Genomic DNA, 17,528 nt, shown 5'->3' on the forward strand with positions numbered 1-17,528 from the left:
CGCCGGGCGCCCGCCCTCTGAAATGGCAACACGCCAAAGCGCTGCACGGGCTTTGGCCTGTTCCATTTTTATTGCGGAGGGATTGCCATGGGCATCATCGGAACTATCTTCATCGGCCTGATCGTCGGCCTGCTCGCACGTTTCCTCAAACCGGGCGACGACAGCATGGGCCTGATCATGACCATTCTGCTCGGCATCGCCGGCTCGCTGGTGGCCACCTACGGCGGCCAGGCGCTGGGTATCTATCATGCCGGCCAGGCGGCGGGCTTCTTCGGCGCGCTGGTCGGCGCCATCGTGCTGCTGGTGATCTACGGATTCATCAAGAAGCGTTGAACACAGGCTAGAATGCGCGGCAATTCATCCGAGTTGCCGAGCATTGCCATGCGTGCGTCATTCCTGTTTTCCCTGTTGCTGGCCAGCACCCTGGCCCATGCCGAGCTGCCCGAGACCGACTGGCTGGAGCTGATGCCCAAGTCGGACCAGAAGGCCCTCGAGCAGATGCCTGAAATCGACCACAACTCGCCTGAAGCGCTCGGCACCTTCACCGCCAAGGGTGGCCTGAAGCAGAGCAAGGGCCTGCCTGCGGTGATGTACTCGACCAAGACCGTGGCGGCGATGAACGGCCGGCAGATCCGCCTGGGCGGTTATCCGGTGCCGCTGGAAAGCGACGCCAAGGGCAACAGCACGTTGTTCTTCCTGGTCCCGTATCCGGGCGCCTGCATCCACGTGCCGCCGCCACCACCGAACCAGTTGGTGCTGGTGCGCTACCCCAAAGGCCTGAAGATCACCGATATCTACACGCCGCTGTGGGTCAGCGGCGCCTTGAAGATCGAGAAGGTGAGCAACGACCTGGCCGACGCTGCCTACGCGCTGGACGCGGCGAAGGTGCGGGTGGTGGAAGACGCCGACCTCTGAGTCGCCGTAGGGCTCAGAGCGCTTCGCTGCTCAGTTCCACCTGCAGCACATGGCCCGCGCCGGGCGCCAGGGTGACCACGTCATCCCACACGTTCGCCGTCTCGATGCACAGCATGCGCTGCCAGCCATCGTCGGCCATGTCCGGCAACTCGCGGGCTCGGTCGGTCCAGGGGTTCCATATCACTGCGCTGCGCGAGCCGCTGGCACGCAAGATGACTCGGCGGTTCCAGCGCGGATCGACGATCGCCAGTTGCTGGGGCGTGCTCAGGTAGATACGGTCGGTCTCACCCGCAAAGCGCAGCACGCTGTGCTGGGTGCGCGGCTCCCAGTTCTCCAGGGTTTCGATGTAGGTCAGGCCCTCTACACCCTCCACCTGCACCTCGCGCACGTCACTTACGGCGAAGTAGCTGTGCAGCGCCTGGCTCAGGGTGACGGGCGCCTCGCCCAGGTTGCGACTGGACAGTGCGACGCGCAGTTGCGTGCCCAATTCGATCACCAGGCGCAATTCGACGGTGTGCGGCCAGTCGGGCAGTTGGCCCTGGGCCTCGGGCAGGTCGAATTCGATACGCAGCGTTTCATCGCGCTCCTCGACACCCAGCAGTTGCCAGTCGCGGCCGCGCACCAGGCCGTGGGCCGGTGCTTCGCTGCCTTGGTACATCGCGCGGACCGATTCAGGATTGCGCTGGAAGTTGCTGAACCAGGGCCAGCACACCGGCACCCCGGCGCGCACCGACTTGCCTGGACGGAACAAAGCCTGGTCGCTCAGCCACAGCAGCGGCGGCTCGCCGAGGCGCTGGTAGCTGAGGATCTGCGCGCCCTGCTGGGCGATGAGAAGTTCGGCGTGCTGGCTGACGATGCGCCAGCAGCTGAGTTCGCCGTGTTGCTCGGTGTCGACCGTGAAGGTTGCCATGCGGCCCTCATTCAATGCGGGTGAGGCCGTTGGACCTCGATGCCGACGTCGAGTTTACCGCGCGTCGGGCTTCAGCAGCGCGGCACGGAGCGGGTGCGGCCGCTGCCGTCGATGGCGACGAAGACGAATACCGCTTCGGTGACCTTGCGCCATTCGCTGGACAGCGGGTCGTCGCTCCACACCTCGACCATCATGCGGATGGAGCTGCGCCCGATTTCCAGGGTCTGGGTGTAGAACGACAGTTGCGCGCCCACGGCCACCGGCACCAGAAAGGCCATGCGGTCGATGGACACGGTGGCCACGCGTCCGCTCGCGACGCGGCTGGCCATGGCGGTGCCAGCCAAGTCCATCTGCGCGACCAGCCAGCCGCCGAAGATGTCGCCGAAGCCGTTGGTTTCACGCGGCAGCGCGGTGATCTGCAAGGCCAGGTCGCCCTGCGGGATGGGATCTTCTTGTTCGAGCTCAATCATGCCGTGGGGCCTCTGACCCGTGAAGCTTCATTGGTTGGCGCGGTGGTGGACGCCCTGAAAACGATTCAGCGCGAAACATACTACGCTGATCTGGCTGCCGGCGGTGGCCAAAGGAAAACGCTGAGGAACCGTCTGTCCAGTGTGACCGGCGTTTTCGCACAACGTCCCACATCGTAGCCAACCTTTTCCTACAACGGGCCAGTATATAGACGGGATTGGCCAGCGACGACAGCGCCATAGTGAATAACTGTAGGGTTTTTGTATCGCTATGAGCAGCGCTTAGCAATTTGCTATCTTCGCCCTTCCCGCACCAGCAGCCGCGCCACAAGCGGCCTGTCCTATAAAAGAGAATCTCCATGACCGCCGTGCCCAACCCCCTCGAACAGCCTTCCCGGCCGCTGACCCGCAGCGACTACAAGACCCTTTCGCTGTCGGCGCTGGGCGGCGCGTTGGAGTTCTATGACTTCATCATTTTCGTGTTCTTCGCCACGGTGGTCGGCAAACTGTTCTTCCCCGCCGACATGCCCGAATGGCTGCGCCTGATGCAGACCTTCGGCATCTTCGCTGCCGGCTACTTGGCGCGGCCACTGGGCGGCATCGTCATGGCCCACTTCGGTGACCTGCTCGGGCGCAAGAAGATGTTCACCTTGAGCATCTTCATGATGGCGCTGCCGACGCTGATCATGGGCCTGCTACCGACCTATGCGCAGATCGGCCTGTGGGCACCGATCCTGCTGCTGCTGATGCGCGTGGTGCAGGGCGCGGCGATTGGAGGCGAAGTGCCGGGGGCCTGGGTGTTCGTCTCCGAGCACGTGCCCGAGCGCAACACCGGGTATGCCTGCGGCACGCTCACGGCGGGGCTGACGGCGGGCATCTTGCTGGGCTCGCTGGTGGCCACCCTGATCAACACCCTGTACACCCCAGAGCAAGTGGCCGACTACGCCTGGCGTATTCCTTTCCTGCTCGGCGGCGTGTTCGGCCTGTTCGCGGTGTACCTGCGGCGTTGGCTGCATGAAACCCCGGTGTTCGCCGAAATGCAGCAGCGCAAGGCTCTGGCCGAGGAACTGCCACTGCGTGCGGTCCTGCGCGATCACCAGGGCGCGATCATTCTGTCGATGTTGCTGACCTGGCTGCTGTCGGCGGGCATCGTGGTGGTGATCCTGATGACCCCGGCATTGCTGCAGAGCCTGTACCACATCAGCCCCACCGATTCGCTCAAGGCCAACAGCCTGGCCATCGTTCTGCTCAGCCTGGGTTGCATCGGTGCGGGTAGTCTGGCGGATCGCTTCGGCGCCGGGCGGGTGTTCGTGCTCGGCAGCCTGGGGCTGTTGGCCTCGTCCTGGGTCTTCTACCACAGCCTGCCGACGCGCCCGGACCTGCTGTTTCCGCTGTATGCCGTCACCGGTCTGTTCGTCGGCCTGGTCGGCGCGGTGCCCTACGTGATGGTCAAGGCGTTCCCGGCAGCGGTGCGGTTCAGTGGGCTGTCGTTCTCCTACAACGTTGCCTACGCCATCTTCGGCGGCCTCACGCCCATGGTGGTGACCGGGCTGCTCAAAGTCAGCCCCATGGCGCCGGCCTACTATGTGGCGGGGCTGTGTGCGGTGGGCCTGGGGGTAGGGCTGTACCTGCTCGCACGAAAACGCTGATGACCCGCGTGAAAGGCCCTCGTCGCAATGATGGCCTTTCATCCATTTGTCACAATTAGGTCATATCGTGTTCATGCGGCGTGCCGATACTGGGCCCCGTTCCATCCGACACCCCCCATTCCTGCTAGGAGTAAGGCATGAAATTGAAGCGTTTGATGGCGGCCCTCACCTTTGCCGCCGCTGGCGTCGCAGCCGCCACCGCGGTCGCCGCTGTCGATCCTGCTATCCCGACCTACACCAAGACCACGGGTGTGTCGGGCAACCTCTCCAGCGTCGGTTCCGATACCCTCGCGAACCTGATGACTCTGTGGGCCGAGGCCTACAAGAAGGAATATCCGAACGTCAACATCCAGATCCAGGCTGCTGGCTCGTCCACCGCACCACCTGCGCTGACCGAGGGCACCGCCAACCTCGGCCCGATGAGCCGCAAGATGAAAGACGTCGAGCTGCAGGCCTTCGAGCAGAAGTACGGTTACAAGCCGACCGCCATTCCGGTCGCTGTCGATGCCTTGGCCGTGTTCGTGCACAAGGACAACCCGATCCAGCACCTGACCATGGAACAGGTCGATGCCATTTTCTCTTCCACCCGCCTGTGCGGTGGCAAGACCGAGGTCAAGACCTGGGGCGACGTGGGCGTGACCGGCGACCTGGCCAGCAAGCCCATCCAGCTGTTCGGGCGCAACTCGGTGTCCGGCACCTATGGCTACTTCAAGGAAGAGGCGCTGTGCAAAGGCGACTTCAAGCCTAACGTCAACGAGCAGCCCGGCTCGGCGTCGGTGGTGCAGTCGATCAGTTCTTCGCTGAACAGCATCGGTTACTCGGGCATCGGCTACAAAACCGCCAGCGTTAAGACCGTTGCCCTGGCCAAGAAAGGCAGCAGCGAGTTCATCGAAGACACCGAAGAGAACGCCCTGAACGGCAAGTATCCGCTGTCGCGCTTCCTCTACGTGTACGTGAACAAGGCGCCGAACAAGCCGCTGGCACCGCTGGAAGCCGAGTTCGTCAAGCTGGTGCTGTCCCAGGCCGGCCAGCAGGTGGTGGTGAAGGATGGCTACATCCCGCTGCCGGCCAAAGTCGTCGAGAAGACCCTGAACGACCTGGGCCTGGCCCACAAGTAAGACGATGACCCGGAAGCGATCGGTCTTCAGCCGCCGATCGTTTCCACCGCCTTTTCAGTCCGGCGCCAGATACCTGAGCGGCGGGCTTTTTTGCGTCATTGTGTTGTCATGTTTCTGTAATACGGTGCCACTAGGGTGTGCCCATGAACGATCTGGCCAATTCTGCGATGACCCCCAATTCCCCTCCCGTGCGCATTGATTTCAATACGCCCGAGCTGCAACGCAAACGCCGTCTGCGCGCGTTGAAGGACCGCCTGACCCGTTGGTATGTGCTGGTGGGCGGGCTCGCCGTGCTGGCCGCCATCACCCTGATCTTCTTCTACCTGGCCTACGTGGTGTTGCCGCTGTTCCAGGGCGCCGAGCTGACTCGCAAGCCAGCCTTGCAGCCTGCCTGGCTGCAGCAGGATGCCAGCAAGCCGCTCGCGCTTGCCCTCGAGGAGCAGAATCTGGTGGGCATGCGGGTGTCCGATAACGGCCAGGCGCTGTTCTTCGATAGCCGTACGGGTGCCGAGCTCAAGCGCGTCGAGTTGCCGGTCCCGGCCGGCGCCAGCGTCAGTTCGATCGGCAGCGACCAGCCGGGCAGCGCGCTGATGGTACTGGGCCTGTCGGACGGCCGCGCGCTGGTGTTCCATCACAGCTACAAGATCACCTACCCGGACAACAAGAAGACCATCACCCCCGATATCGACTATCCGTATGGTCAGGAGCCGATCCTGCTCGACGAGCAGGGTCGCGCGCTGGAGCACGTCACCCTGAACCGCAACGGCGACACCCTGTTGTTGGCCGGTTCGACCGGTGCGCAGTTGCAGGTGCTGTCGCTGTCGAGCAGCGAGAACATGATGACCGGCGAGGTCACCCATGAGCAGACCCGCATCGTGCTGCCGCAGATGACCGAGACGGTGAAGAACCTCTTCATCGACCCTCGTCAGCAGTGGCTGTACGTGATCAACGGGCGGGCCACGGCGGACGTCTTCAGCCTGCGCGACAAGAGCCTGAACGGCCGCTACACCCTGCTCGACGATGGCAACGCCGCCATCACTGCCAGCGGTCAGCTGGTCGGTGGCATTTCGCTGATCCTCGGCGACTCCAAGGGCGGCCTGAGCCAGTGGTTCATGGCCCGTGACCCGGATGGCGAGTCGCGCCTGAAGCTGATCCGCAGCTTCCAGCTCGGCAAGGCGCCGATCGTGCAGATCGATGCCGAAGAGCGGCGCAAGGGCTTCATCGCCCTGGACAGCGACGGCAAGCTCGGCGTGTTCCATAGCACCGCGCACCGCACCTTGCTGGTGGAGCCGGTGGCCGAGGGCGCCGGGCTGCTGGCGCTGTCGCCGCGGGCCAACCGCATCATGATCGAGCAAGGGGGCAAACTGCTGCCGCTGAGCCTGCGCAACCCGCACCCGGAGGTCTCCTTCAGCGCGCTGTGGGGCAAGGTGTGGTACGAGAACTACGACGCGCCGAAATACGTCTGGCAGTCCACGGCTTCCAACACCGACTTCGAGCCCAAGCTGAGCCTGTCGCCGCTGACCTTCGGCACGCTCAAGGCGGCGTTCTACGCGATGATCCTGGCCGCGCCGCTGGCCATCGCCGCTGCCATCTACACCGCCTACTTCATGGCGCCGGGCATGCGCCGCAAGGTCAAGCCGGTGATCGAGCTGATGGAGGCGATGCCGACGGTGATTCTCGGCTTCTTCGCCGGCCTGTTCCTGGCCCCGTATCTGGAAGGCCATCTGCCGGGCGTATTCAGCCTGTTGCTGATCCTGCCCATCGGCATCCTGGTCACCGGCTTCGCCTGGAGTCGCCTGCCCGAATCGATCCGCCTGCGCGTGCCGGACGGCTGGGAGGCGGCGATTCTGATCCCGGTGATCCTGGCGATCGGCTGGCTCGCACTGCACCTGAGCCCGGCGGTGGAAAGCGCCTTCTTCGGCGGCGACATGCGCCTGTGGATCCGCGAGGAGCTCAAGCTCAACTACGACCAGCGCAACGCCCTGGTGGTGGGGATCGCCATGGGCTTCGCCGTCATCCCCAACATCTACTCCATTGCCGAGGACGCTGTGTTCAGCGTGCCGCGCAGCCTCACCCTGGGCTCGCTGGCCCTGGGCGCGACACCTTGGCAAACGCTGACCCGCGTGGTCATCCTGACCGCCAGCCCAGGCATTTTCTCGGCGCTGATGATCGGCATGGGCCGGGCAGTGGGCGAGACCATGATCGTGCTGATGGCCACCGGCAACACCCCGGTGATGGAGCTGAACCTGTTCGACGGCATGCGCACCCTGGCCGCCAACGTGGCGGTGGAAATGCCCGAATCGGAAGTCGGTGGCAGCCACTACCGTGTGCTGTTCCTCGCCGCCCTCGTGCTGCTGCTGTTCACGTTCGTGATGAACACCTTGGCCGAGCTGATTCGCCAGCGTCTGCGCAAGAAATACTCGTCGCTTTGATAGAAAGGTAGAGATCCGTGAAACAGGATTCCCTCAAAGGCTGGTTCAAGAGCGGTGCGCCCGGCGTATGGATCAGCGGTGGCGCGGTGGCCATGGCGGTGATCATGACCCTGGGCCTGCTCGCCGTGATCGCCGTGCGCGGCCTGGGCCACTTCTGGCCGGCCGATCTGATCCAGGCCACCTACAAGGTGCCCGGGCAGGCCGACGTGGTGATCGTCGGCGAAGTGGTGCAGAAGGAAGAAGTCCCTCGCGTGCGCCTGAAGGATGCCGGCTTGCCGGTGCCCGAGAATGGCCCGGAGTTCATGACCCGCGAGCTGGTCAAGGTGGGTAACCGCGACCTCAACGGCAGCGACTTCACCTGGCTGGTCGGCGACTGGCTGGTGGACCAACGCCGGCCGACCGACCTGATGGCCCTGGAGCGCCGCGAGTGGGGCAACTTCTATGGCTACCTGGTGAGCGTCAAGGAGCAGGGCCGTGTGGTCGCTTCCGGCCCCAGCGCCTGGAACGAACTGCAGGCGCGACTCAAGCGCGCCGACGCGTTCAACGACCAGCTTGTCAGCCTGGAAAAGGACATCGGGTCGATCAACCATGGACTGGAACGCCTGCGCCTGCACAGCCGCAAGCTGGAATTGCAGGGCAAGCTGGACGCGGCAGCCCAGGCCGATATCGAGGCCGAGCGCGCCGAGCTGACCAGTCGTTACAAGACCATCGAAGAGCGCCTGACCGAGCTGCACCAGGCCTTCGCCCGTGACAGCCTGGTGGCTCGCGACGGCAGCGGCCGACAGGTCGAGATCAACTTGAGCAAGGTGGTGCATGCCATCCAGCCCAACAACATGTCGACCCTGGCCAAGCTGGGTGCTTATTTCAGCAAGGTCTGGGAATTCCTCAGCGACGACCCGCGTGAGGCCAACACCGAAGGGGGGATCTTCCCGGCCATCTTCGGCACGGTGATGATGACCTTGATCATGGCGGTGATCGTCACGCCATTTGGCGTGCTGGCGGCCGTTTACTTGCGCGAGTATGCCCGGCAGGGGCCGGTCACTCGCCTGATCCGTATCGCTGTGAACAACCTGGCAGGGGTGCCGGCGATCGTCTATGGCGTGTTTGGCCTGGGCTTCTTCGTCTACGTGCTCGGTGGCTCCATCGACCGCCTGTTCTTTCCCGAATCGCTGCCGGCGCCGACCCTGGGCACGCCGGGCCTGCTGTGGGCCTCGCTGACGCTGGCGCTGCTGGCCGTGCCGGTGGTGATCGTCGCCACCGAAGAGGGGCTGGCGCGCATTCCACGTACCGTGCGCGAAGGTTCGTTGGCACTCGGTGCGACCAAGGCCGAGACCTTGTGGAAGATCGTGCTGCCGATGGCCAGCCCGGCGATGATGACCGGCATGATCCTCGCCGTGGCCCGCGCCGCCGGCGAAGTGGCGCCGCTGATGCTGGTGGGTGTGGTGAAGCTGGCGCCGTCGCTGCCGGTGGATGGCAACTACCCTTACCTGCACCTGGACCAGAAGATCATGCACCTGGGCTTCCATATCTACGATGTCGGCTTCCAGAGCCCCAACGTCGAGGCGGCGCGGCCGCTGGTCTATGCCACCGCCCTGTTGCTGGTGCTGGTCATCGCGACCCTCAACCTGTCGGCGGTATGGATCCGCAACCACCTGCGCGAGAAATACAAGGCACTCGACAGCTGATCCCGCCCGCAAGCGGCAAGCCGATTCGACGCAGGCCCCTATTTGCAGCGTGCAGCTCAACGCTCGCCGCTAAAAAACCGGAGTACGACCATGCAACACGATACTCATAACCACGGCATCGACATGTCGGCGCTGGGGCGCAACAAGCAGAGCCTGCGCCTGGCCGAAGAAACCGTGGCCATCGAAGTGCCGGGTCTGTCGCTGTTCTACGGTGACAAACAGGCGCTGTTCGATGTGCAGATGAACATTCCCAAGCAGCGTGTCACTGCCTTCATCGGCCCGTCCGGTTGCGGCAAGTCGACCCTGCTGCGCACCTTCAACCGCATGAACGACCTGGTGGACGGTTGCCGCGTCGAAGGCGCCATCAACCTCTACGGCCACAACATCTACCGCAAGGGCGAGGACGTGGCCGAGCTGCGTCGTCGAGTGGGCATGGTGTTCCAGAAGCCCAACCCGTTCCCCAAGACCATCTACGAGAACGTGGTCTACGGCCTGCGCATCCAGGGCATCAACAAGAAGCGCGTGCTGGACGAAGCGGTGGAGTGGGCGCTCAGGGGTGCGGCGCTGTGGGATGAGGTCAAGGACCGCCTGCACGAGTCGGCGCTGGGCCTGTCCGGTGGTCAGCAGCAGCGTCTGGTGATCGCCCGGACCATCGCCGTGGAGCCGGAAGTGCTGTTGCTCGACGAACCCTGCTCGGCGCTGGACCCGATCTCCACGCTGAAGGTCGAGGAGCTGATCTACGAGCTCAAGTCCAAGTACACCATCGTCATCGTCACCCACAACATGCAGCAGGCCGCACGGGTTTCGGACTACACCGCGTTCATGTACATGGGCAAGCTGATCGAGTTCGGTGACACCGATACGCTGTTCACCAACCCGGCCAAGAAGCAGACCGAAGACTACATTACCGGCCGCTATGGCTAAGCGCCCTTGGGCGCAGCTGCACGCTTTGAGCTGCAAGCCACAAGTCAAGGCAGCTAGCGCGGCGTCAGGCAACCACAGGAACTACTTGAAGCTTGCAGCCAGCAACTTCGCGGAGCGAACGCATGATCAACAAAGACAGCCTCACCCATCACATTTCCCAGCAGTTCAATGCTGAGCTCGAAGAGGTGCGCAGCCATCTGCTGGCGATGGGCGGCTTGGTCGAGAAGCAGGTCAACGACGCCGTGACTGCGCTGATCGAAGCCGATTCGGGGCTTGCCCAGCAGGTGCGTGAGGTCGATGAACAGATCAACCAGATGGAGCGCAACATCGACGAAGAGTGCGTGCGCATCCTCGCCCGGCGTCAGCCGGCGGCGTCCGACCTGCGTCTGATCATCAGCATCTCCAAGTCGGTGATCGACCTGGAACGCATCGGCGACGAGTCGACGAAGATCGCCCGACGCGCTATTCAATTGTGCGAAGAAGGCGAGTCGCCGCGTGGCTACGTGGAGGTGCGGCACATTGGCGATCAGGTGCGCAACATGGTGCGCGACGCGCTGGACGCCTTCGCTCGCTTCGACGCGGACCTGGCGTTGTCGGTGGCGCAGTACGACAAGACCATCGACCGCGAATACAAGACCGCCCTGCGTGAGCTGGTCACCTACATGATGGAAGATCCACGCTCGATCTCGCGGGTTCTCAGCGTGATCTGGGCACTGCGCTCCTTGGAGCGCATCGGCGACCACGCGCGCAATATCTCGGAATTGGTGATCTACCTGGTGCGCGGTACCGATGTACGCCATATGGGCCTCAAGCGCATGAAAGCCGAGGTTGAAGGCGACCCGTTGGCCGCGCTGGAAAAGGCTAATGTTCCGGGGCAATCTGACGATAAATAGTATTGCCCCCGTGCATCGACGCCCGGCCCAAGCCGGGCGTTTTCGTTGGTGGCAGATGCTGCAGGTACCCGCGAACTGTCTTGAAACGTCCCGGCGTGAACAGTGCTTTGGCAAATTGCCATCATTCGGCGGTAAGCTAGTCGGGATTCAAGAGGAGTATCGATGAGTAAAGTCAATGTGCTGGTCGTGGACGATGCGCCGTTCATCCGCGATCTGGTAAGAAAGTGCCTGCGCAATGCCTTCCCCGGCATGGTCATCGAAGACGCGGTCGATGGCCGTAAAGCTATGGCCATGCTGACCAAGGAACGCTTCGACCTGGTCCTGTGCGACTGGGAGATGCCGGAAATGTCCGGCCTCGAACTGCTAGCCTGGTGCCGCCAGCAGCCTGAGATGAAAGCCATGCAATTCATCATGGTGACCAGCCGTGGCGACAAGGAGAACGTGATCCAGGCCATCCAGGCCGGCGTCTCCGACTTCGTCGGCAAGCCGTTCACCAATGAGCAACTGCTGACCAAGGTGAAAAAGTCGCTGCAGCGCATCGGCAAGCTCGAAGGACTGATGTCGGCGGGACCTGCGCGGGTGAATTCGGCATTCGCCAACGATTCGCTGAGCGCCCTCACCGGCGGCAAGCCTGAGGCGGCCAAGGTCGCGGCAGCGCCGTCCGCCGCGGCCAAACCGCTGATCAATGCGCCGGCCCCGCAGAGCGCCGCTGCTGCTGCCGCAGCACCGAGTGGACGTGGCCAGGGCCAGTTGCGCCTGTCCAGCGGCAACCAACCTTGTGTGATCAAGGCGCTGAGCCTGAAGGAGGCCCTGCTGGTGGTGCGTCGCAGCGCGGTGCTGCCGCAGGTGCTCGAGGGCGCGGTGCTCGATCTGGAGCAGGGCGAGAACGCTGAGGTGGCGCGTCTGAACGGCTACCTGCACGCCGTCGCCGCGCTCGAGCCCAAGCCCGAGAGCGACTGGTTGCAGTTGACGTTCAAGTTCGTCGATCAAGATGCACAGAAGCTCGACTACCTGTCGCGGCTGATCGCTCGCGGCACTGCGCAGAAGCACTTCATTCCCGGCGCCTGATCCGTCCGGCTGCTCGCGATCGTTTGCCGCTCCCCTACAGGAGCGGTGTTTCAGTCCAGTTTGACCACTTTGGACAGCACGATCTTCGGGCCTTTCATCTTCTTGATGATGATCCGCAGGCCCTCGACTTCCAGCACTTCCTCTTCCTCAGGCACGCGCTTGAGCGATTCGTAGACCAATCCGGCGAGGGTCTCGGCCTCGATATGATCGAGGTCGACGCCCAGCAGGCGTTCGACCTTGAACAATGGCGTGTCGCCACGCACCAGCAGCTTGCCCGGTTGGTAGGCGAGGATGCCGCGCTCGGCCTTGCGGTGTTCGTCCTGGATATCGCCGACCAGCACTTCCAGCACGTCTTCCATGGTCAGGTAGCCGATCACCTTGCCATCGGCTTCCTCGACCAGCACGAAGTGCGCGCCGCCCTTGCGGAACTGCTCCAGCAACTGCGACAGCGGCATGTGCCGCGAGACGCGTTCCAGAGGGCGTGCCAGCTCTTCCAGGTCGATGCGCTCGGGCAGGTGGTCGAGCTCGGCCAACTCCAGCAGCAGGTCCTTGATGTGCAGCAGCCCGGTGAATTCCTCGCGCTCGGCGTCGTACACCGGGTAGCGGCTGAACTTGTGGCGTCGCAGCATCGCCAGGATGGTCTTGAGCGGCGCCTTGGCGTCGATTACCACCATGTCTTCGCGCGAGTTGGCCCAGTCGACCACCTCCAGTTCGCCCATTTCCACCGCCGAAGCGAGCACGCGCATGCCTTGGTCGCTCGGATCCTGGCCACGGCTGGAGTGCAGGATCAGCTTCAGTTCCTCGCGGCTGTAGTGGTGCTCGTGGTGCGGCCCGGGCTCGCCCTGGCCGGCGATGCGCAAGATGGTGTTGGCGCTGGCGTTGAGCAGGTAGATGGCCGGGTACATCAGCCAGTAGAACAGGTACAGCGGTACCGCCGTCCACAGCGACAGCAGTTCAGGCTTGCGGATCGCCCAGGACTTGGGCGCCAGCTCGCCGACCACGATGTGCAGGTAGGAGATGACGAAGAAGGCGATGAAGAACGACACGCCCTTGATCAGCTCCGGGCTGTCGACGCCCAGGTAGGCCAGCAGCGGTTCGAGCAGGTGGGCGAACGCCGGCTCACCGACCCAGCCCAGGCCCAGGGAGGCCAGGGTGATACCCAGCTGGCAGGCCGACAGGTAGGCATCGAGTTGATTGTGCACCTTGCGCAGGATGCTGCCGCGCCAGCCGTGCAGTTCGGCGATGGACTCGACGCGGGTCGCGCGCAGCTTGACCATGGCGAACTCGGCAGCAACGAAGAAGCCGTTGAGCACAACCAGGAACAGGGCAAAAAGGATCATGCCGAAATCGGCGAACAGTGACGCGAGGTTGAAACCAGGGGAAGGGTCCATGATGGAGTTTTTACGGGGTCCGTCTTCGATAGGGGGAGAAAAAAAGTGCCAGCTCAAGCTGGCACAGGGGATCCAATGTAGCGGCTGGTGCCGCAAAAGCAAAGGGGACTGATGTCATTGCCAAGCGTCAGCGGCTGGCGCTGACCAATTGTGCCGGGGCGAAGTGACAGGTGAAGGTGCTGCCGTGACCGGGCACGCTGCTGATCTCCAGCTTGCCGCGATGGCGCATCAGCACGTGCTTGACGATCGCCAGGCCCAGGCCGGTGCCACCGGTATTGGACGCGCGGCTGGAGTCGACGCGGTAGAAGCGTTCGGTCAGGCGTGGCAGGTGCTTGGCGTCGATGCCCACGCCAGAGTCCTGCACGCTCAAGTGCGCACCTTGCTCGTCGGCCCACCAGCGAATACGGATGTTGCCGTCTTCTCCGGTGTACTTCACGGCGTTGAACACCAGGTTGGAGAAGGCGCTGCGCAGCTCCGATTCGCTGCCCTTCAGGCGCACCCCGGGCGCCGCCTCCAAGGTAATGTGCTGACGCTTGGGGCCTGACAGCGCCTGGGCGTCGCCCTTGATCGACTGCAACAGCGTGTCCACGGCCACCGGCTGGTTGTCGGAGGGGTAGTCGGTGGCTTCGAGCTTGGCCAGCAGCAGCAGGTCGTTGAGCAACGTCTGCATGCGCGAGCCTTGCTGGCTCATCTGCTGCAGGGCGCGGGCCCAGCGCGGATTCACATCCTCGACGTTGTCCAGCAGGGTCTCCAGGTAGCCGGTGATCACAGTCAGGGGGGTACGTAGCTCGTGGGAAACGTTGGCGACGAAATCCTTGCGCATCTGTTCGAGCAGATGGATACGGGTGACGTCGCGCACCAGCATCAGGTGCTCGTTGTTGCCATAGCGGGTGATGTTCAGTTGCACGCGCAGACGGTCGTTGATGGGCGAGGGGATTTCCAGCGGTTCGACGTAGTTTTCCGCTTCGAAGTATTCCTTGAAGCGTGGATGGCGGACCAGGTTGGTCACCGGTTGTCCGCCGTCCTGAGGGGTCTTGAAGCCGAGCAGGGTCTCGGCGGCGCGGTTCCACCACTCCAGGTTGCCGTCGCTGTCGAGCATGATCACCGCATCGCGCAGGGCCGCGGTGGACTCCTGCACCCGGTCGATCACCGCTTGCAGGCGGCCGCGCACGCGCTGATCGCGGCGTTGCAGGTGATAGATGCTGTCGAACACTTCGCCCCACAGCCCGTAGCCGTCGGGCGGTGCCTCGTCGGGTTGATGGTTGCGCAGCCAGTCGTGCAGGCGCAGCAGTTGCTTGAGGGTCCAGCCCAGGTACAGCGCCAGGCCGATGGCCAGGCTCCAGCCGTACTCGCCGCTGGCCAGGCCACCGACCAGGCAGACGGTGATCAGCAACAGCAGATGACGAATCAGGGTCGCATGCCAGTTCTGGTTCAATTAGGGGATCCTTCGGATCCAGCGGCTAGTTGCGAGCGGCGAGCTGCAAGTAGAGGCGGATCGGTGGTGCATTCACGTCCATTTATGGGCTTGGCGCTTCGCTTTTCAGCTCTTGGTGGAGAAGCGGTAGCCGGTGCCGCGTACGGTTTGTACCAGATTTTCGTAGGCTTCACCCAGCGCCTTGCGCAGGCGACGGATGTGCACGTCGACGGTCCGCTCTTCCACATAGACATTCCCGCCCCAGACCTGATCGAGCAGTTGGCCACGGGTGTAGGCGCGTTCCTGGTGGGTCATGAAGAATTGCAGCAGACGGTATTCGGTCGGGCCCATTTCGGCGGGTTTGCCGTCGATGGTCACGCGGTGGCTGATCGGGTCGAGCAGCAGGCCGCCGACTTCGATGGGCGCCTCGCTGTCGCTCGGGCCGGTGCGGCGCAGCACGGCTTTCAGGCGGGCCACCAGTTCGCGGGGCGAGAAGGGTTTGGTGATGTAGTCGTCGGCACCGACTTCCAGGCCCTGGATCTTGTTATCCTCTTCGCCTTTGGCGGTGAGCATGATGATCGGGATATCGCCCGTGAGTTCGTCGCGCTTGAGGCGGCGCGCCAGCTCGATGCCGGAGGTGCCGGGCAGCATCCAGTCGAGCAGGATCAGGTCCGGCTTGCGGTCGACGATGATGGCATGGGCCTGCTGGGAGTTCTCCGCTTCGAGGCAGTCGTAGCCGGCCATTTCCAACGCAACGGCGATCATCTCGCGAATAGGCGCTTCGTCGTCGACGATCAGAATGTTCCTGCCAACCATGCTCAAACCTCTCCCATCTATGGTGTCTTGGCCCGCATTAGATAACGGAATTATTGCAGCTGTGTGACAGGGCGTTGGCCATTCTGGCGACATTGCATGAACGGAGGGGCCTCGCGGCGTGGCGGCGGCACCACTGAAAATCCGGTGCGGGAGGGGATGGAATACGGCTTGTGGGGCGGCAGCCCACTGGCGATTGCGGCGCAGGCCGGGACCTGCGCCGGTGAACGGCAGGCGTTCAGCGCAGTGCGTAATCCAGCACCACGCCGATGAAGATCAACAGCCCCGCCCAGTGATTGTGCAGAAACGCCTTGAAGCAGGCATCGCGCTGCCGTGTGCGGGTCGACCAGAACTCCCAGGCGAAACAGGCCAGCGCCGCCAGCAGCCCCAGGTGGAACCACCCTCCGAGCGCGAAGCGGCTGCCGGCCAGCAGCAGACAGCCCAGTGACAACACCTGCAGCGTGAGGATGATCACCCGGTCGGCGTCACCGAACAGGATCGCGGTGGACTTCACGCCGATCTTCAGGTCGTCGTCGCGATCGACCATGGCGTAATAGGTGTCGAACGCCACCGTCCACAGCAGGTTGGCGATGTACAGCAACCAGGCGGCGGCAGGCACCTCGACGCCGGCCGCCGTGAAGGCCATGGGAATGCCCCAGGAATACGCCGCACCCAGCACCACCTGCGGGTAGTAGGTGTAGCGCTTCATGAACGGGTAGCAGAAGGCCAGCGCTGCGCCACCGAAGGACAGCCACACGGTGCTGGCGTTGGTGCACAGCACCAGCAGGAAACTGATACCGGTCAGCACGGCGAACAGCAGGACCGCTTCGCGCGGTTTCACCCGACCGCTGGCCAGAGGGCGATCGGCAGTGCGTTTGACGTGACCGTCCACCTTGCGGTCGGCGAAATCGTTGATCGCGCAGCCCGCCGCTCGCATCAGCGCTACGCCCAGGCCGAAGATCAGCACATTGGCCAGCGTCGGTGAGCCGTTGCCAGCGATCCACACCGCCGACAGCGTGGGCCACAGCAGCAGGTAGATGCCGATGGGGCGATCCAGGCGACTGAGCTGCACGAAGTCCCAGGCCCGGGGATGCAGGCGGTTCAGCGATTTGAGCAGGTTCAGGTACATCAGGACGACACCTCTTGCTCAGCCTGCCACAGTGCCGGCAGGAAGACCTCGGCGACCAGCAGGTCGAGGCCGTCGCGAGAGAAGCGCGAGCGTCGCCCCCACAGCCCGGCGCTGGCGCTGGGCGCGGGCAGCCAGGCTTCGGGATAGCGGCACACTTCGATGGGCTGGCGAACGAACGCCTGGTCGCAGAACAGCAGCTCGCCCAGCGAGCGGCTGCCCAGCGTTTCCAGATCCAGGCCACCACGCTCCAGCGCTGCACGGCTGGCGACGCTGCGGGCGAACACCCAGGGCTGATCGTGGCCGCGCAGGAACACCTCGCGGACCCAACCCTGGGCGCCGGGCTCCAGGCTCAGTGCCTGGCATTCGTCGGCACGCAACGGCTGCCAGCCTTCGCTCAGGGGCGTCACGCAGAAGTGATCATCGGACAGGTGTGTCAGGCGGCGGGTCAGGGAGCCCTCGTCGAACAACCAGTCGCGGGTGCGCGGGTCGAGCTCGCTCGCCAGCTGTGAATACGCCAGCCACGCGACAGCGGCTGCTTGCGGGGATTCGTACGGCACGTCGGTATGCTTGCTACATCCAGAGAGGCGGCGAGCTTAGCATGATTGCCCGGTAGGCTTGCATCCTGCCCGCCGGGCCAGTAAAAAGCCCCCATGAATTGCGCGGTGAGTGCAGTGCGGGCCTGCCCGCGCAGCCGTCACCCGACGCAACACGACGCCTGAC

The 17,528-nt window shown here is 63.8% G+C and carries 16 protein-coding genes; 9 read left to right on the forward strand and 7 right to left on the reverse strand.

Annotated elements, in window-relative coordinates; translation table 11 throughout:
• The first annotated feature begins 87 nt into the window (after positions 1–87).
• Entirely contained in the window at positions 88–333 is a 246-nt protein-coding gene (locus Q6A47_RS03920) for a GlsB/YeaQ/YmgE family stress response membrane protein (RefSeq protein WP_039582420.1), read from the forward strand.
• Positions 334–381: 48 nt separating this feature from the next.
• Positions 382–915 (forward strand): DUF3299 domain-containing protein, encoded by a 534-nt coding sequence (locus tag Q6A47_RS03925; protein WP_162889481.1) that lies wholly within the window; start codon positions 382–384, stop codon positions 913–915.
• Between the two features lie 13 nt (positions 916–928).
• Here the strand turns inward: Q6A47_RS03925 and Q6A47_RS03930 are convergent, their stop codons facing one another.
• The gene (locus Q6A47_RS03930; RefSeq protein WP_304483146.1) at positions 929–1,825 is read right to left on the reverse strand and encodes a D-hexose-6-phosphate mutarotase; all 897 of its coding nucleotides are present in this window, start codon (positions 1,823–1,825) and stop codon (positions 929–931) included.
• A gap of 71 nt (positions 1,826–1,896) precedes the next feature.
• A complete protein-coding gene (locus Q6A47_RS03935; RefSeq protein WP_029612256.1) occupies positions 1,897–2,295 on the reverse strand; it encodes an acyl-CoA thioesterase in 399 nt (132 codons plus the stop codon).
• Positions 2,296–2,651: 356 nt separating this feature from the next.
• Here Q6A47_RS03935 and Q6A47_RS03940 point away from each other — a divergent pair, with 356 nt between their 5' ends.
• The 7 genes from Q6A47_RS03940 (at position 2,652) to Q6A47_RS03970 (ending at position 12,061) form a co-directional block, all read left to right on the forward strand.
• Positions 2,652–3,941, forward strand: coding sequence for an MFS transporter (locus Q6A47_RS03940; protein WP_029612257.1), 1,290 nt, complete (start codon positions 2,652–2,654; stop codon positions 3,939–3,941).
• Between the two features lie 137 nt (positions 3,942–4,078).
• Complete coding sequence (locus Q6A47_RS03945; RefSeq protein WP_029612258.1) at positions 4,079–5,059, forward strand: phosphate ABC transporter substrate-binding protein PstS; 981 nt, start codon at positions 4,079–4,081, stop codon at positions 5,057–5,059.
• A gap of 143 nt (positions 5,060–5,202) precedes the next feature.
• A complete protein-coding gene (locus Q6A47_RS03950; protein WP_304483159.1) occupies positions 5,203–7,491 on the forward strand; it encodes an ABC transporter permease subunit in 2,289 nt (762 codons plus the stop codon).
• A 17-nt stretch (positions 7,492–7,508) separates the two neighbouring features.
• Positions 7,509–9,176 (forward strand): phosphate ABC transporter permease PstA, encoded by a 1,668-nt coding sequence (gene pstA, locus Q6A47_RS03955; protein WP_304483161.1) that lies wholly within the window; start codon positions 7,509–7,511, stop codon positions 9,174–9,176.
• Between the two features lie 90 nt (positions 9,177–9,266).
• Positions 9,267–10,100 carry a phosphate ABC transporter ATP-binding protein PstB gene (gene pstB, locus Q6A47_RS03960; RefSeq protein WP_039582425.1) on the forward strand — a complete coding sequence of 278 codons (834 nt, stop codon included), beginning with the start codon at positions 9,267–9,269 and terminating at the stop codon, positions 10,098–10,100.
• 122 nt (positions 10,101–10,222) lie between these two features.
• On the forward strand, positions 10,223–10,993 hold the full coding sequence (gene phoU, locus Q6A47_RS03965) for a phosphate signaling complex protein PhoU (RefSeq protein ID WP_039582427.1): 771 nt from the start codon (positions 10,223–10,225) through the stop codon (positions 10,991–10,993).
• Positions 10,994–11,155: 162 nt separating this feature from the next.
• Entirely contained in the window at positions 11,156–12,061 is a 906-nt protein-coding gene (locus Q6A47_RS03970) for a response regulator (protein WP_304483165.1), read from the forward strand.
• Between the two features lie 50 nt (positions 12,062–12,111).
• Here the strand turns inward: Q6A47_RS03970 and Q6A47_RS03975 are convergent, their stop codons facing one another.
• The 5 genes from Q6A47_RS03975 to Q6A47_RS03995 all read right to left on the reverse strand — a co-directional run bounded on the left by Q6A47_RS03975 (position 12,112) and on the right by Q6A47_RS03995 (position 17,365).
• Complete coding sequence (locus Q6A47_RS03975; protein WP_029612263.1) at positions 12,112–13,452, reverse strand: hemolysin family protein; 1,341 nt, start codon at positions 13,450–13,452, stop codon at positions 12,112–12,114.
• Positions 13,453–13,579: 127 nt separating this feature from the next.
• Entirely contained in the window at positions 13,580–14,887 is a 1,308-nt protein-coding gene (gene phoR / locus Q6A47_RS03980; RefSeq protein WP_116887309.1) for a phosphate regulon sensor histidine kinase PhoR, read from the reverse strand.
• 105 nt (positions 14,888–14,992) lie between these two features.
• Complete coding sequence (phoB, locus tag Q6A47_RS03985) at positions 14,993–15,682, reverse strand: phosphate regulon transcriptional regulator PhoB (RefSeq protein WP_003253341.1); 690 nt, start codon at positions 15,680–15,682, stop codon at positions 14,993–14,995.
• A 235-nt stretch (positions 15,683–15,917) separates the two neighbouring features.
• Positions 15,918–16,808, reverse strand: a complete 891-nt coding sequence (ubiA, locus tag Q6A47_RS03990) for a 4-hydroxybenzoate octaprenyltransferase (protein ID WP_029612267.1) — start codon at positions 16,806–16,808, stop codon at positions 15,918–15,920.
• Entirely contained in the window at positions 16,808–17,365 is a 558-nt protein-coding gene (locus tag Q6A47_RS03995; protein ID WP_039582433.1) for a chorismate--pyruvate lyase family protein, read from the reverse strand. Before Q6A47_RS03995 ends, ubiA begins: the two co-directional genes overlap by 1 nt.
• Positions 17,366–17,528 lie beyond the last annotated feature (163 nt).

It is taken from the genome of Pseudomonas boreofloridensis (genome assembly GCF_030580795.1).
GTDB classification, from domain to species: Bacteria; Pseudomonadota; Gammaproteobacteria; order Pseudomonadales; family Pseudomonadaceae; genus Aquipseudomonas; species Aquipseudomonas boreofloridensis.

Bases quoted from the DNA above. Each gene is read 5' to 3' on its own strand.
- Q6A47_RS03920 (WP_039582420.1), top strand. From the start codon at position 88: ATGGGCATCATCGGAACTATCTTCATCGGCCTGATCGTCGGCCTGCTC.
- Q6A47_RS03925 (WP_162889481.1), top strand. From the start codon at position 382: ATGCGTGCGTCATTCCTGTTTTCCCTGTTGCTGGCCAGCACCCTGGCC.
- Q6A47_RS03930 (WP_304483146.1), bottom strand. From the start codon at position 1,825: ATGGCAACCTTCACGGTCGACACCGAGCAACACGGCGAACTCAGCTGC.
- Q6A47_RS03935 (WP_029612256.1), bottom strand. From the start codon at position 2,295: ATGATTGAGCTCGAACAAGAAGATCCCATCCCGCAGGGCGACCTGGCC.
- Q6A47_RS03940 (WP_029612257.1), top strand. From the start codon at position 2,652: ATGACCGCCGTGCCCAACCCCCTCGAACAGCCTTCCCGGCCGCTGACC.
- Q6A47_RS03945 (WP_029612258.1), top strand. From the start codon at position 4,079: ATGAAATTGAAGCGTTTGATGGCGGCCCTCACCTTTGCCGCCGCTGGC.
- Q6A47_RS03950 (WP_304483159.1), top strand. From the start codon at position 5,203: ATGAACGATCTGGCCAATTCTGCGATGACCCCCAATTCCCCTCCCGTG.
- pstB (WP_039582425.1), top strand. From the start codon at position 9,267: ATGCAACACGATACTCATAACCACGGCATCGACATGTCGGCGCTGGGG.
- phoU (WP_039582427.1), top strand. From the start codon at position 10,223: ATGATCAACAAAGACAGCCTCACCCATCACATTTCCCAGCAGTTCAAT.
- Q6A47_RS03970 (WP_304483165.1), top strand. From the start codon at position 11,156: ATGAGTAAAGTCAATGTGCTGGTCGTGGACGATGCGCCGTTCATCCGC.
- Q6A47_RS03975 (WP_029612263.1), bottom strand. From the start codon at position 13,452: ATGGACCCTTCCCCTGGTTTCAACCTCGCGTCACTGTTCGCCGATTTC.
- phoB (WP_003253341.1), bottom strand. From the start codon at position 15,682: ATGGTTGGCAGGAACATTCTGATCGTCGACGACGAAGCGCCTATTCGC.
- ubiA (WP_029612267.1), bottom strand. From the start codon at position 16,808: ATGTACCTGAACCTGCTCAAATCGCTGAACCGCCTGCATCCCCGGGCC.